This is a genomic window from Weissella viridescens (assembly GCF_003862435.1).
Lineage (GTDB): Bacteria > Bacillota > Bacilli > Lactobacillales > Lactobacillaceae > Weissella > Weissella viridescens_A.
The window spans coordinates 54,711-68,962 of sequence record NZ_RHGY01000005.1 but is presented as its reverse complement, the minus strand read 5'-3'; the positions used below and the strand labels follow the sequence as shown (position 1 = coordinate 68,962).

Sequence of the window (14,252 nt, the reverse complement as noted above, 5' to 3'; positions counted from 1 at the left end):
AAATAAACCTCCTTGAATTAATTAATCCTGTAAGGGACGTGTTGAATCACGTTCGACAAAAGCAACATCAACGGCAATTTTTTGACGATCTAAACGATGATCGGCAATTCTTGCAATCAAGACATCTAATGCTGTTTTGGCAACAACATCAACCGGCTGATGAATCGTTGTGATACTAGGTTGGTAAAATGCCGCATAATCCGTGTCATCATAGCCAATCACGGACATATCATCAGGCACGCGCCACCCCAATTTGGCTAAACCTGAAATCACGCCAATGGCCAATTCATCATTCAAAGCAAACGTGGCCGTGGCATGTGAAATTGAAACTGCCATAGCCGCAGCTTGTCCAGATTGCTTTGACATATTGTGGGTTGTGATTTCACTCACCTTTACCCCAGCTTCTTCCATTGTCGCTTTAAAGGAACCCGCCCGATAAAACAGGTTGTCTGTAAAGACTTGGTTTCCCAAAAGGGCGACGCGCTTGTGACCCTCGGCAATGAGATGTTCCGCCGCTAAGCGACCACCCTCTTGATCTTTTGTGTAAACCACATCGGCAAGCTCTAAATCATCATGGTTTTCTGTAACGACCATGGCAATCCCACGTTGCTTCAATAAATCAGCAATCCGATTTGGATCAGCCAATTGACTCACAACAATGACGCCACTCACGCCCGCTTCAATCATGCGCTCCACAGCGGCATCAGCTTGCTTTTGTTCACCCGACATAATTGATAGGGACATATTTTCTGGCAATAAATTCTGTAAATGTTGTACGAAAGCCCCAAAATAAGGCAACGCCAACGTTGGCACAACGACACCAATCAACATATAATGACTTTTTTTCAAACTACGCGCGCTGATATTTGGCACGTATCCGACTTCGTCACGGGCTGCAAAAACTTTTTCCCGTGTTGCCTCTGAAAAGCGGTCCCCTTTATTATTCAAAATTTGTGAAACCGTCGCAATCGACACATCTGCGAGTCGTGCAACATCTTTAATGGATGCTTTTTTCATGTTTTTTCTCCTAGTCTACAACGGTGATGCCTGTTGATCCAACCGGCAATTGGACAAATTGCCCCGGTAAATCAACATATCCCAATACATCAATCAGGTCTTGGACCTTTTCAGGTGCAACCAACGTTGCAATCGCTGGTCCTTGTTCAACCAAAACCGTACCATAAATGTCTAAAGCGTGCGAGGCTTGGCGAATTGCCGTCAAAGCAGTGTTATCTGTCGCCGCTGGCCGTTGTAAGTTATCATTTTCCAAAAGTTGACCGGCTAATTCACGTTGTTGATTTTGCCAGGCTGCCATCAACATATTCCCACTAGCATTCGCTGCAACAGCATCAGCATAGTTGATTTGTGCAGCAGTGTGTGGCATTCCCGTTGGCATTGCTTCTGGTAAGTACATTAAGACGGTATATGCTGGGCAAATAAAGCCACTTGCATAGACATCCCCATCTTGTAAATAACTCACCGTAGGTTGTCCTAATAAGGCTGCCGCAACGTGGGCTGGTTGCTGGGCTGTTCTAGCGGCTAAGGTTAACTTTGTGAAATCATCTAACCCCAAATCCCCTAATTGGTTCGCTAATTCAATCCCAGCCAAAATCAAGGCATCCTGAATCCCTAGATACTGCTTGGTCGGACTTGTATTCGTAATCTTGATTGCATGTGGTGTCAGACCCGGGGCCAGATTCGTTGCAATCTGTACAACATAATTGCGTTCATCAGTTGCAACTGTGTCGGCAAACGGATGCTGGACCTGCCACTGCTCGGTTGGTTCACCAATTTCAATGGTTAGCCCAACTTCAAGTGGTAAACCAATTGATTGCATGCCTGACCCAAAGTTGGCTAAGCTTGCTGGAATAAAAATTTTCATCATGATCCCCAATCTCTTGCTAACCCCATTAAATGGGACCGTTTAGCGTATTAGGTAAATTTTAACATGTTTTACTAAAATGTTTTACCCATTTACGTATAAAAATTAAAACATTAATTTTCATTTAAGTTGTGCTATACTTTTAACTGTTGTCTCGTCGTACAGGGTAGGTTTTAATGCGTCAAGTGTTGGGGAAACGGAATGTGATCCCCAAACGAAGGTTTTACCGCGATATTATTACCACATTCACTGTTGTCAGTGAAACCCTCCATCAAAAGGAGGTGTTTTCAAAATGAAAACATTAAAGAAATATTTCCCCCGCTTGGATACCAAGCAGGTCGCTTTGTTGGGGCTTTTAGCAGCTCTATTGCTCATCTTAAGCCGCTTCACTTTTGGTCCAGATTGGCTTAAGTTTGGTTTCTCATTCATAGCTTCTGGGCTAATCGCCAAATGGTACGGTCCGATTTGGGGGGCTTTTGTTGCCTTTATCTGTGACTTTATCGGCGCCACCATCTTAACCAGTGGTCAACCCTACTTTCCTGGGTTCGCCCTATCAGCTGTCGTCGGTGCGCTTATTTATGGATTCTCATTCTATAACCGGGACCACTTAAGCTGGACACGTGTCATCGTCACTACGGCGCTCGTGCTGGTCATTGTTAATCTATGCTTAAATACGATTTGGGTCGTTACCTTGCAAAATGCTTGGCATAACCCTGGTATGCTTAAGACCATGGTTTCAACGCGTGCCTTAAAGCAACTTGTTTTCTGGCCAATCCAGTCAATCTTGCTTTATGTCATCTTGAACAACAAGCAATTGGATCGTCTACGCGCAGAAGTGTTTGCCCGTTAACTCAATTAAAATAAATAAATCCCGCTCCTAGTTAATTCCAGGTGCGGGATTTTTTTATGCCTAAAATTCAAATCGGTTTTATACCGCTGGCCAAGTTTGTGCGTCAACTAATTGTAGATGATTATCCAACGAGCCACTATTTCCTGCTAAGACTAAATTAAAATTTTGATCACGTGTCAATGTCATCTCAGGGTCTAGTTGTTCGATTGCATACCCTTTGATGGCAATAGAGCCTAGATTACTCGTCAAGGTCGCATCAAATTCACCTGTCACTTGATCTGGTCGGGCAAGGACGAATTGAAACGCTGTGTTCAATGAGCAAATCCCCTGTTTTGAAAATGGACCTACCCCATCATCAAAATCGAGAACCAACCGTGTCATATCATTTTCTTTTGCGGTAATCATTGCCACAACTGCCTCACTGATTGTCATGTGCATTTCAAACGCCTCCTCACTTAACTTACTACAAGTAAGTGTAACATCTTTTTAGCCGCAAAAAAAGGCGGGATTGCATCGCAATCCCACCAAATTTTTTACTTATCTTGAACATCAACCAAAACAACATGGTCGTCTAAAGTACCACCGTCACCCTTAAGTGATAGGTTCAAGTACTTGTCGACATCAAGTGTCATGTTTGGATCCATTTGGTCCTCTGAGTAACCCTTAACATAGACGTCACCCAAGTTACTTTCAATTGTGTCATTAAAATCGTTGGTAATTTGGTCAGGACGTGCTAATACAAGATGGAATGCCAAATCTAGTGTACATGTGGCTTCATCTGAGAATGGACCAACCCCATCATCGAAATCCAAAACAATTTTTGTATCATCATTTAAGTGCTTTTGCACCATTGTCTTTGCTGCATCTGTAAATGTTAACTTCATTTTCCTGCCTCCTATAACCTACTTGTTTTACTGACACTTACTATATACAAGAAACCATAAAATTGCATTAAACATATCCTGAAATCTGTCGTAAATGCGCAATCATCATTGCGTCATCGGCAAGAAAAGACAAAGCAATACTGCACCCAATATGTAATATAGATTTCTCTGACTTTTATTATTTTTATTGCGATATCCAAGTCACAACAAGACCGTTCCGAATATTAAAAAGACAACTGCAAACACGTGTTTCATTAGTGTCTCCTACAATGTTTCAATTTATTCCATTTACTGATTTTAGCTCGCTTTTAACACTTAAAAAAATAAAGTCATACTCAAAAAAGCCCTTCAAGCATGAGGGGCTTTTTCTTAACACAAGTGTTGCGAATCCTTAAAAAATATACCAACTTAACATTGTTATGCATTTTAAGAATTGTCACTGCGGTGTTTAAAATGATTTGATGACATTACGTTCTGCACATGCACAAGCACGTTCAAATGCCATCATGAATCGATCACGTTCCGTAGGGGTGCGAAAACGTAAGATAAACTGTTCGGCAACATCGCCGACGGCAATTCGACAAATACAACTTCCAGTCACGCGACCAACGTAAATATCAGCCCTGTCGCGTTCATGAATCGCGGTGATCAAAGCATTAAATACCTGGGGGGTGATACTTGCTTGGATTTGCAACAAGTCGTCTAAAGTCGTGATTCGGTTCGGTGTTGTGACTAAATTCATAACGTTCCTCCTCATTAATAAATCCTATTGCGGGCCTGATTTAAATTTAACATATCATCATTTTAGTTGCAACACTTAATTATTTTTTATTAAGTGTAAAAATTTAACGGTTAAAACATGTTATAATATAAAAACAGAATTTAAATTTATTTAAGGAWGAACATTTTATGAGTGATTCAGTTTCGAAAACCCAATATCTACAAACAATTTTAGAATTAAGTGGCGGCGATGAGTCAACCAAAATTTCCAACAACCAGATTGCCGATCACCTCCATGTGACGCCATCTTCTGTTTCAAATATGCTAACAAAATTGCAAGAGACTGGTGAAGTCAATGTTGTCCCTTACTACGGCGTAACGTTAACAAAAACCGGTCGAGAAACGGCAATTCGTTTGATTCGTTCGCACCGTCTTTTTGAAACTTTTATCGCTGAGGACTTAGACCTCCCCGTCTCAGTGGCTCACGATAACGCTGATCATCTTGATCACGATGCTACTGGTCAACTGATGGATGCGCTGGATAGTTTCCTTAAGCACCCCAAATATAGCCCACAGGGGCTCCCCATCCCTGATGCGGAGTATCACTACTCACCTGAAAAGTTAACAAGTCTATACGATGCTAAAGATGGTGAAACGATTACCATCCATGCCTTTACTGAGGACTTGGAATTGTTGCGTTATGTGGAAACCATTGGTTTGCCACTTAATTCAACATGGACGATTAAAGAACGTTTACCTTTTGATGGCCCATTAATTTTAAACAATGCTGAACGTGAATTACAAATCACACGTCACGCTGCTGAATTCATCTATATTGAACAATAAAAAAACCGAAGGACCAAGAAATTGGCCTTTCGGTTTTTTATTTACGTTTTACTTCTTACGATAATCTTTCAAAGCTTGGAATAGATTGAATGCAGCCATACCTAATCCGACAAGGGCAAAGAAGCGCCCTGCACCTGATTGTCCATTCTTGTTTTTGTTCTTAGCCATATCTATACACTCCTTTACTTAATCCAACGGTTATCTTTTTCAAATGAATCTAGGACCGACTTAGGCGCCTCATTAAATGGCATTTCCTTTGTTAGGTCTCCTTGCATGATAACACGACCACGCTCTGCTGTATAATCACAAGTAATCAATGTGACCATTTTGCGTCCAGGCACTGGGTCAGCAACTTGGACATCCGTAGGCTTAACCACACGATAACTCGTTGCCTTATACTCATAGACTTTCTTCATATCTGTCAAATAAATCTTTTGGCCCACTTTTCCATGGTAATAGATTGGTGAGAAAAGAACTTTTTTACCAGATTCTCCCTGAATAAAGTGACTAGCCAGCGCATAATTACCTTGACCCATCTGTTCGTTTTCATTTAATGTACCAGCCCCTAAGGAGAGAATGGTATCACTCACCCCATTGGCAATCGGAACAGATAAGCCGATTTCAGGAACGGAAACAAATCCGATAAAGTTAACTTTTCCAGCATTGACACGTGCTTTTAGAATTTGTTGTGCTGATAAGGTATTCACCTTACTCCAGTCATAATTGGCATCTTTTTTCGATTTATCTGCCTTTTTAAGGGTCTTTTGCGTCACCTTTGGTTCAAATGTATTAATCGCAAAGGTGGCAATTTGATTATGGAAAATCAAACCTAATGCCACAATAATTAGCAGGACATAGATTAAGGTCGCCCACCATCGGTGCTTACGACCTGTTTTTTTCTTTTGATCTGCCATATTGACTAATCCTGTTCTGCATCAAAATTATTGATAAAGTACAACAAAATTTGTAGCTCATTGGTTAAGTCCACATTTTGGACGCGCACGTCTTTAGGCACATCTAGACGCAATGGCGTGAAGTTTAAAATACCACGGACGCCAGCATCTGCTAGACGCTTAGCTGTCTTTTGCGCTTCTTCAGCGGGCACAGTCAAAATCGCCACTTCAATGCGTTGATCTTTAATTTGCTTTTCCAAATCATCGATGCTGTAAATCGGCACACCTGCCTGAATCGTATTCACAATCTTTGGATTCACATCAAAAGCCGCTGAAATTCGGGCATTTGAACTTTGATGAAAGTTGAAATTCAACAAAGCTTGACCCAAATTACCAACTCCAACTAACGCAACGGAAGCTAAATTATCTTGATTCAAAATGTCACCAAAGAATTCCATCAACTCTTTAACGTCATAGCCATACCCGCGCTTACCTAACGCACCGAAGTATGAAAAATCTCGTCGAATTGTCGCAGCATCAAACTTTACTGCCTTTGAAAGTTCATTAGATGAAATACGCGTCACCCCAGAATCTAGTAGGATCTTTAAGTAACGGTAGTAGATTGGTAATCTCCGTGCTGTCGCGCGTGGGATATCCTTTTCGGTCGTTTGGACGTGTTCTTTGTCTTCGGTCATGCTTTCACCCCTCACCATGTTAGCAAAAATATAATACACTAACTATAACATAGTTAGTGTATTATGTGAATATATTAACAACTATTTTTCACAAGCCTAAAACAGTGTATCACTGCGTGTTTTAAACCTTTTTAGGCTTACCTTTATCCTTACGATGCTTACGCTTAGCCTTTTTTTCTTTAGCAAAACGGTCTTCACGTGATTGCACCGTTTGCTCCTTACGAGCAGGTTTCACGAACTTTGTGCTATTTTTATCAGTCGCACGTTTTTCAGGTGTTGCTGTCTGAGCTGTTGTGTCAGCCTTTACACGTGGTTGCTTAGCTGGTGCATTGCCCTTGTTTGCGGGACGTGCCTTGGCCTTATTATCACCACCGGCACGGCTATTACGCAAAATTGCGGTATCGTTTTCAAGCAAACGGGGACGCCCCTTAACCACTTCGATATCAACAGCGACCATACGCTTTAAGTCACGTGCATCATGATCGTTTCCAAATGTGATGACCAAACCATTTTTACCCATTCGTCCTGTTCGACCCGAACGATGTGTATAGGTTTCACCGTCGCGCGGTAAATCAAAATTAATCACAACCGGCAAATCAGGAATGTCAAGTCCACGTGCACCCACATCAGTGGTTAAGAGGAACTTGGCATCCCCATTTTTAAATGAACGCATCGCACGTTCACGTGTAGAACTTGAATCTCCACGCACCAAGGTGGCCATTCCGATATGTTCATGAGCTAGGAAATTAGCCGTCATCTTCAATTGTTTTGTTGTATTGAAGAAAACCATCGCTTGCATCTTCTTTTGCGCTGCTAATTGACGTAAACGCTTGTTACGTTGATCCGTCGCCGTTAACCAAAACTCATGTTCAATTTTAGTTGGCATTGGCACATCGCGTTGATCAATGCGTTCAAATTCACGATCAAAGACACCAGCTGCGATTGTCTCGTCAACTTCAGTGGCACCAAATAAGGCAACTTGAACATCAGAATTATCAATGGCATCCCAAATTTCATCAACTTGTTTGGCAGTATCATCACGTAGCAATTCATCGGCTTCATCAAGCACCAAAGTGCGTAGACGTCCGAGCTTTAATTTATTATTGTTGATTAACTCAACAACACGACCCGGTGTTCCAACTAACACTTCGGGATGCTTCTTTAAGCGATCCAATTGGTTCTTAATGTTGGCGCCTCCAGTTAGAGACAGCACTTTAAGACCCAGTGTACTAGCCCATTCACGCATCACGTGTGTCGTTTGCATGGCAAGTTCTTGTGATGGCGCTAAGACCAATAGTTGTTCGCCATCATCTGGAATCACGTTTTCAAGCAATGGCCAAGTAAAGGCTAATGTTTTTCCAGTTCCAGTTGGGGCAAGCGCGTCGATTGAACGACCATCCTTTAGGGGTTCAAAAACCGCTTTTTGAATTGGCGTTAATTCACTGAACCCACTTGATTGGATTTTTTCTTCAAATTTTTGATGCATTATTTCTCCTTGCGTCGGTTATGTCGCTTAATCGGCCGGGAATTCAATTCCAGCAGACTTACGTAAATCAGTCAAAACAAGATTTACGCGCTGACTTGTTAGTAATAATTCTTTGTATGCGTTAGCATGTGTGGCTGGATCTTCCATAATGGCAGCAAAATCATTGGCTTCAGCAATCATCGGATTTTCTGGCGCAGCTTCACTGATGATGAGGTCATTGCCCTGTCCGTCGTTATAGCTAACTTCACCTAGCTCGGCAATGTTATCAATGAGAATGGTATCTTTGCGTCCCATAATTTCTGAGTGTTGGTAACTATTCGACATTTTACCAAATTGAGCCGTCATGTCGAAATCAGGATAGCGCAAAATGGCGGTTCCCCGACCATCGGCACCATTTGCTAATTTTGTCGCAAAATAATGGACTGAATCAGGTAATCCAAAAAGGGTCACAATGGCATAAATTGGATAAACCCCCAAGTCAGTTAAAGCACCCGCACTAAACTCGCGCGTTAGCACATTTGGCTCTTCCCCAGCAAGGTAGGCATCAAAACGTGATGAGTATTGTTCATAAACAAACGTTCCACCTGAAATGACTGGCATCTCTGCTACCATAGCTGCAATGGCTTTGAAGTTAGGTTGGTGAATATGGCGTGCGGCCTCAAAAAGGTGCACATTTGGATGTAGGCGGAGCAATGAATAAATTTTTTCATATTCCTTTGGATTTGAAAAAGCAGACTTCTCCACAATCACTTGGACATCATGTTCAATTGCCGCTGAAACTTGTTGATAATGCAAGCTATTGGGCGATGCGATATAAACAACATCAATCCCACTCGCATAAAAAGCATCCAAATCAGTAAACACATCTGCTTGGGGTGCAAATTCGCGGCCAGTCGTTTCCCGACGCGAATAAACACTTGTAAGTTGATAACGGCCTGTGGTTTCTGCGGCCTCAACAAACATTTTACTAATCCAATTTGTTCCAATAACCCCTAATTTTAGCATATCATTAATCCCCTCATATACTCATTTAACGTTCTACCATTATACCATTTCACAAGCTAAAACTCGGCTGTAGTTTGCAATTATAAGACTTGCTTCCCCGTCACAGCGAGTTGCTCATCCAAGTCGTAGATAATTGGCTCACCATTCGCAATTTCTAAATGCATAATATCTGCATCGGAAATATGCTCAATGTGTTTTGTCAAGGCACGCACAGTACTGCCATGTGCCACAATCAACACATTTTGACCCGCCTGCAAACGTGGCACGATGGTCGATTCATAATATGGCAAAATACGTGACAATGCTACCTTCAAGCTCTCGCCATGTGGTAATTCTGCTTCTGGGATATCGTCATAACGGCGATCAAAAGCTGGATATGTCTCGCCATCAACCGTAATTGATGCTGGATGACCTTGCGTCTGTGGTGGCAATACATCATAGGCTCGGCGCCATTCATGAACTTGTGCGTCACCCCACTTCGCGCGGGCATCATCTCGGTTGATGCCTTGCAAAGCGCCATAATGCCGTTCATTCAAACGCCACGTTTTTTGCTCCGGTACATACAGTTGCCCTGATTCTTCAAGCATAATATGTAACGTTTTAATCGCCCGTTTCAACAAAGAGGTTGCCGCAAAATCAAATGCAATTTGCGTTTCTGCAAGCAAAGCACCAGCTTTATGCGCTTGCTCCACACCAGCAGGACTCAAATCCGTATCAATCCAACCATTAAACAAATTCTTAGCATTCCATTCACTTTGACCGTGACGCATAATCACTAATTTTGCCATGTTCACATCGACTCCTTTAACGCAATTTACCCCCATTATACACCACTGTGCGGCTGATTTCACTGCACACGTGTCGCTGTCAAAAGCGTATAAAAAAATCCCACTCAGATAACTAAGCGGGAGTCCTTAATCATTAAGCTTTACGTTCCAAAACCGTCACAGATTCAACGTGTGTTGTTTGTGGGAATTGGTCAATTGGTTGTACATCACCCTTGATTTGGTAACCTTGTTCTAAGAACAAAGCCACATCACGTGCAAGTGTAGCTGGGTTACAGCTAATATAAACCACACGATCTGGTCCCATTTCAACAGCGGCATCAATCAATTCTTGTGTTAGACCCTTACGTGGTGGGTCCAAGAAGATTACATCCGGCTTTAGGCCATCTTCAGCCCATTCCGCCATCTTTTCTTCAGCCTTACCAAGTTCAAACTTGGCATTTTGAATCCCATTGATATCAGCATTACGCTTCGCATCATCAACCGCTTCAGGGACAACTTCGACCCCAAGGACTGACTTGACCCGATCAGCAATCGTCAATGAAATTGTTCCAATACCTGAGTATGCGTCAATCACGACATCGGTTGGCTTCAATTCAGCCTTGTCGGCAGCATTTTGATACACAACTTCAGTCATTTCAGGGTTCACTTGATAGAATGAGTTTGGCCCAATGGCAAAAGTCTTTCCTAACAAAGTATCCTTGATGGCCTTTTCACCCCAAAGAACCTTGTTTGTGTCACCCATGATGACGTTTGTCTTTTCTTGGTTAACGTTTTGAATGATTGAAACAACTTCTGGCAAAGCTTCACGAATATCATTAATGATAAATTCAGCCGTTGGCAAACGCTTAGCGCGTGTTACCAAGACAATCATCATTTGGTGTGAATAGTGTCCACGACGAATCATAATCGTACGCACAACACCCTTATGGTTATCTTCGTCATATGCAGCCACGTGATACTTACGTAAGATATCACGAACGACCACAATCGCCTTATCAATTTCTGGATCTTGAATATAGAAGTCTTCCATAGGTTGCAAACGGTGTGAACCACGACGGTAGAAACCAGTCGTCAATTCGCCATTAATTTCGCGAACTGGGATTTGCGCCTTATTACGGTAACCCCATGGGTTTTCCATACCAATTGTTGGAAGAACATCAACGGCGACGTGTTGCTTGTTGAACACATCAGCCACTTGCTTTTGTTTGTGCTTAAGTTGGGCATCATAAGTTAAGTGCGCCAAAGGTGCAACACCTGACGTCAATACCTTTGTATCAATTTCAGTGTTACGATCTGGTGACTCTTCCAAACGACGGATCACACGTCCAAATCCAAAGTTAGAAGTAACCTTAGTTACTCCAACAAGGATTTTTTCGCCTGGCACAGCATTAACAACGAAAATTGGGAAGTCTTCATACTTGACGACACCATTTCCTTCATAAGTAATATCAATAACTGTGGCTTCAAATTCTTGGTTTTTTACAACCGGTGCTTTTCTCTTCATCTTTTCTCCTTCTTGGTCTTTTCGACAACCAGTAAGCAAACAGTATATCACACTTTATCATAAATAAAAAAAGTTCAGCTAAATTAGCTAAACTTTCTATCGCTTACATTTTACGCAATGCCGCAATACGGTCTTCCATTGGTGGATGCGTATCGAATAAATGGCTCATGCGACTTTCTTTTTTCAAGGGATCTCCAATGTATAAGCCAGCGCTGCTTGGGGCAACATTTTCCTCAGCCATTGGTTCACTTCCTGAAATTTTAATTAAAGCATCAATCAACCCCTGCGGGTTTCGTGTTAATTCAACTGCTCCAGCATCGGCCAAAAATTCACGATTACGTGAAATGGCAAGTTGAATAATTGTGGCTGCCAAAGGTGCGAGCATCATCACAATCACTGCCATCACAAGCCCAAAAATATTCGTTGATTGATTGTCACGGTCACGTGAACTCCAACCCCAAAAACTTGTCCCAAAGTTAGCCAGCATCGTAATGACTGACGTCAAGGCAACCGCTAAGGTTTGAATTCGAATATCGTAGTTGCGCACGTGAGTCATTTCGTGGGCCATCACACCTTCAAGTTCCTCACGATTTAATTTTTGTAGAATACCCACAGTTGCAGCAACGGCGGCATTTTCAGGTTTGTTTCCTGTCGCAAAAGCATTTGGACTTGAATCATCAATAATGAAGACTCGTGGCATTGGCACTTTTGCCACCATCGCCATATCTTCAACAATGTGCCAAAGTTCGGGTGCTTGGTCGGCTGTCGTAATTTCATGTCCATGATTCATCGACATGACCACATCTGTTGATTGGCTCATCATGTAGAAGGCATAAATACCTCCAGCAACCAACGCAATCAAGACTCCAGCGGTCCAGCTGCCCATTAAGAAATAACCTAAAGCCGCACCCACAATTGCTGTAAAAAAGAAAAACCCAAAAATTAAAACAACGGTTTTACGTTTATTCTGTGCAATTTGTTCAAAGAGCATGTTATTTCCTCGTTTATCTTATAATCCTTGATCGTCAAATGATACTTTTGTTTGGGCCTTTTCTGCTTCAGGTGTTTCCAAGAACTTAGCTGGCTTGAACCCATGGACAGAAGCAACAATATTCGTTGGGAAAGTTTGCAACTTCGTGTTGTAACTTGCAACAGAAGAATTAAACAATTGACGTGAATACGCAATCTTATTTTCAGTATTCGTCAACTCTTCCATCAACTTTTCATATTGTTGTGAGGCTTTCAAATCAGGGTATGATTCAGCCACCGCAAAAATTGACTTCAAATTTGCTGACAACTTATCTGACAAATCCATTTTTTGTTGGTGGTCAGCATCAGGTACCTGTGCAATTTGGTTACGTAAAGCGACCACGTTCTCTAAGGTACTCTTTTCAAAACGCGCATACCCCTTAACCGTTTCCAATAAGTTTGGAATCAAGTCATTGCGTCGCTTCAATTGCACGTCAATTTGGCTCCATGATTCCTGTGTATACATGCGGGCCTTAACTAAACCGTTATAAGCATTGATCCAAATAATGACAATAATCGCGATAACTGCTAAAGCAATCCAAATTCCCATTTTAATACCTGCTTTCTTTATCTAAAGTTGTGTTTGTCGTTATTATACCAAACAATACCCTTGCCTAAACTTAAGTTTTTATTGAGCAAAAAAAGCTTGTGGGAATTGGTAGCGATCCACGCGCCAACGATCATAGACCGTGCGGTCCGGAAAGACCCGATTGGTCAATACCGCCAAACCCTCACCGGTTTTCAAATTCAAGGCCATAATGGTCCCGGTAAAACCAGTTTGGTAAAGCCAATCTTGTTCAATCGACGGGTTATCTTCACCGCCAAAGCGCCAATAATGCCATCCCAATGTTCGAAAATCAAACCGGTTTGCCTGAAGCAATGCGATAACTTCTGGATCAAGCCAAAAATGGGTGAATTTGAGAGCATCTGCTAAGGTACTAAATATACCAGCATGCCCCGCCGCCCCACCTAATAAGTTAGCTTTAAAATCGTCGACAGTTCCTTGCAGTAACCCGCCACGCTCTTCAACATTTTCCGTTGGCGCAAATCGTTCCGTTGGTAATGCATACAATTCCGGCATTTGTGGTGTGCGATAGCCGGTTTCATGTAAGCCCAGCGGTTCAAACACTAATTGTTGCATGGCTTGTTCCAAAGGTTGTCCCGTCAACACCTTAAGTGCCTCACCTAAAAGCATGTAACCCACATCTGAATAATGGATTTCAGTCCCCGGCGCACTCATTAATTCACGATTATAAAGGTCAGATAATAACATATCTCGCGTTAAATGATTCGTTTTACGGACACTACTTGGCAAGCCCGAGTTGTGTTGTAAGACTTGTCGAAATGTAATCTCTGGATGATTGAATTGTGGCAACACCGTTTGAATGGTTTTATCTAAATCGAACTGTGATTGACGAACCAATTGGACATAAGCTGCAGCAGTGTAAAGTTTGGTCAATGATGCCAAATCATAGATCGTATTTGCCTGAACTGGGTGAGTAAGATTTGCATCCCGTAAGCCGAGCGCAGTTTGTGCTTTTTGATTATCAGCCGTTACCATCCCCATATTGACACCAACTAAGGGCGTTTGATCAATTAGTCGTTGCCCAATGCGCGTAAGATTTTCCATCACTGTTTGCATTTTTCATCTCCCTTTCATACAAAAAAAG

16 protein-coding genes and 1 riboswitch are annotated in these 14,252 nt (G+C 42.1%); of the genes, 2 read left to right on the top strand and 14 right to left on the bottom strand.

Annotation, left to right across the window (positions count from 1 at the left end):
• Positions 1 to 21: 21 nt before the first annotated feature.
• Both rbsR and D3P96_RS05495 read right to left on the bottom strand, forming a co-directional pair.
• On the bottom strand, positions 22 to 1,017 hold the full coding sequence (rbsR, locus tag D3P96_RS05500) for a ribose utilization transcriptional repressor RbsR (protein WP_124943372.1): 996 nt from the start codon (positions 1,015 to 1,017) through the stop codon (positions 22 to 24).
• A 10-nt stretch (positions 1,018 to 1,027) separates the two neighbouring features.
• Positions 1,028 to 1,885, bottom strand: a complete 858-nt coding sequence (locus D3P96_RS05495) for a homoserine kinase (RefSeq protein WP_124943371.1) — start codon at positions 1,883 to 1,885, stop codon at positions 1,028 to 1,030.
• Between the two features lie 157 nt (positions 1,886 to 2,042).
• A riboswitch (THF riboswitch) is annotated at positions 2,043 to 2,136 on the top strand.
• Positions 2,137 to 2,174: 38 nt separating this feature from the next.
• Here D3P96_RS05495 and D3P96_RS05490 point away from each other — a divergent pair.
• Positions 2,175 to 2,732, top strand: coding sequence for a folate family ECF transporter S component (locus D3P96_RS05490; protein ID WP_124943370.1), 558 nt, complete (start codon positions 2,175 to 2,177; stop codon positions 2,730 to 2,732).
• Between the two features lie 78 nt (positions 2,733 to 2,810).
• On the opposite strand, the gene D3P96_RS05485 is transcribed toward D3P96_RS05490, so the two are convergent.
• From D3P96_RS05485 to D3P96_RS05475, 3 genes are all read right to left on the bottom strand, one after another.
• Positions 2,811 to 3,170 (bottom strand): iron-sulfur cluster biosynthesis family protein, encoded by a 360-nt coding sequence (locus D3P96_RS05485; RefSeq protein ID WP_124943369.1) that lies wholly within the window; start codon positions 3,168 to 3,170, stop codon positions 2,811 to 2,813.
• 95 nt (positions 3,171 to 3,265) lie between these two features.
• Positions 3,266 to 3,616, bottom strand: coding sequence for an iron-sulfur cluster biosynthesis family protein (locus D3P96_RS05480; RefSeq protein WP_124943368.1), 351 nt, complete (start codon positions 3,614 to 3,616; stop codon positions 3,266 to 3,268).
• A gap of 448 nt (positions 3,617 to 4,064) precedes the next feature.
• Complete coding sequence (locus tag D3P96_RS05475; protein WP_124943367.1) at positions 4,065 to 4,358, bottom strand: hypothetical protein; 294 nt, start codon at positions 4,356 to 4,358, stop codon at positions 4,065 to 4,067.
• A 167-nt stretch (positions 4,359 to 4,525) separates the two neighbouring features.
• On the opposite strand from D3P96_RS05475, the gene D3P96_RS05470 reads away from it, so the two are divergent.
• The gene (locus tag D3P96_RS05470; protein ID WP_124943366.1) at positions 4,526 to 5,182 is read left to right on the top strand and encodes a metal-dependent transcriptional regulator; all 657 of its coding nucleotides are present in this window, start codon (positions 4,526 to 4,528) and stop codon (positions 5,180 to 5,182) included.
• A gap of 182 nt (positions 5,183 to 5,364) precedes the next feature.
• On the opposite strand, the gene D3P96_RS05465 is transcribed toward D3P96_RS05470, so the two are convergent.
• The 9 genes from D3P96_RS05465 to D3P96_RS05425 all read right to left on the bottom strand — a co-directional run bounded on the left by D3P96_RS05465 (position 5,365) and on the right by D3P96_RS05425 (position 14,224).
• A complete protein-coding gene (locus D3P96_RS05465; protein ID WP_124943365.1) occupies positions 5,365 to 6,096 on the bottom strand; it encodes a class A sortase in 732 nt (243 codons plus the stop codon).
• A 5-nt stretch (positions 6,097 to 6,101) separates the two neighbouring features.
• The gene (locus D3P96_RS05460; RefSeq protein WP_124943364.1) at positions 6,102 to 6,770 is read right to left on the bottom strand and encodes a redox-sensing transcriptional repressor Rex; all 669 of its coding nucleotides are present in this window, start codon (positions 6,768 to 6,770) and stop codon (positions 6,102 to 6,104) included.
• 121 nt (positions 6,771 to 6,891) lie between these two features.
• Positions 6,892 to 8,256, bottom strand: a complete 1,365-nt coding sequence (locus tag D3P96_RS05455; RefSeq protein WP_124943363.1) for a DEAD/DEAH box helicase — start codon at positions 8,254 to 8,256, stop codon at positions 6,892 to 6,894.
• Positions 8,257 to 8,283: 27 nt separating this feature from the next.
• Positions 8,284 to 9,261 (bottom strand): Gfo/Idh/MocA family protein, encoded by a 978-nt coding sequence (locus D3P96_RS05450; protein ID WP_124943362.1) that lies wholly within the window; start codon positions 9,259 to 9,261, stop codon positions 8,284 to 8,286.
• A gap of 80 nt (positions 9,262 to 9,341) precedes the next feature.
• Positions 9,342 to 10,049, bottom strand: coding sequence for a 2,3-bisphosphoglycerate-dependent phosphoglycerate mutase (locus D3P96_RS05445; RefSeq protein ID WP_124943361.1), 708 nt, complete (start codon positions 10,047 to 10,049; stop codon positions 9,342 to 9,344).
• Positions 10,050 to 10,182: 133 nt separating this feature from the next.
• Positions 10,183 to 11,553, bottom strand: coding sequence for a 23S rRNA (uracil(1939)-C(5))-methyltransferase RlmD (rlmD, locus tag D3P96_RS05440; protein ID WP_124943360.1), 1,371 nt, complete (start codon positions 11,551 to 11,553; stop codon positions 10,183 to 10,185).
• Between the two features lie 103 nt (positions 11,554 to 11,656).
• Positions 11,657 to 12,544, bottom strand: coding sequence for a zinc metalloprotease HtpX (gene htpX / locus D3P96_RS05435; RefSeq protein WP_124943359.1), 888 nt, complete (start codon positions 12,542 to 12,544; stop codon positions 11,657 to 11,659).
• Between the two features lie 18 nt (positions 12,545 to 12,562).
• Positions 12,563 to 13,132, bottom strand: a complete 570-nt coding sequence (locus tag D3P96_RS05430; RefSeq protein ID WP_124943358.1) for a LemA family protein — start codon at positions 13,130 to 13,132, stop codon at positions 12,563 to 12,565.
• 78 nt (positions 13,133 to 13,210) lie between these two features.
• On the bottom strand, positions 13,211 to 14,224 hold the full coding sequence (locus D3P96_RS05425; RefSeq protein ID WP_124943357.1) for a serine hydrolase domain-containing protein: 1,014 nt from the start codon (positions 14,222 to 14,224) through the stop codon (positions 13,211 to 13,213).
• Between the last annotated feature and the right edge of the window lie 28 nt (positions 14,225 to 14,252).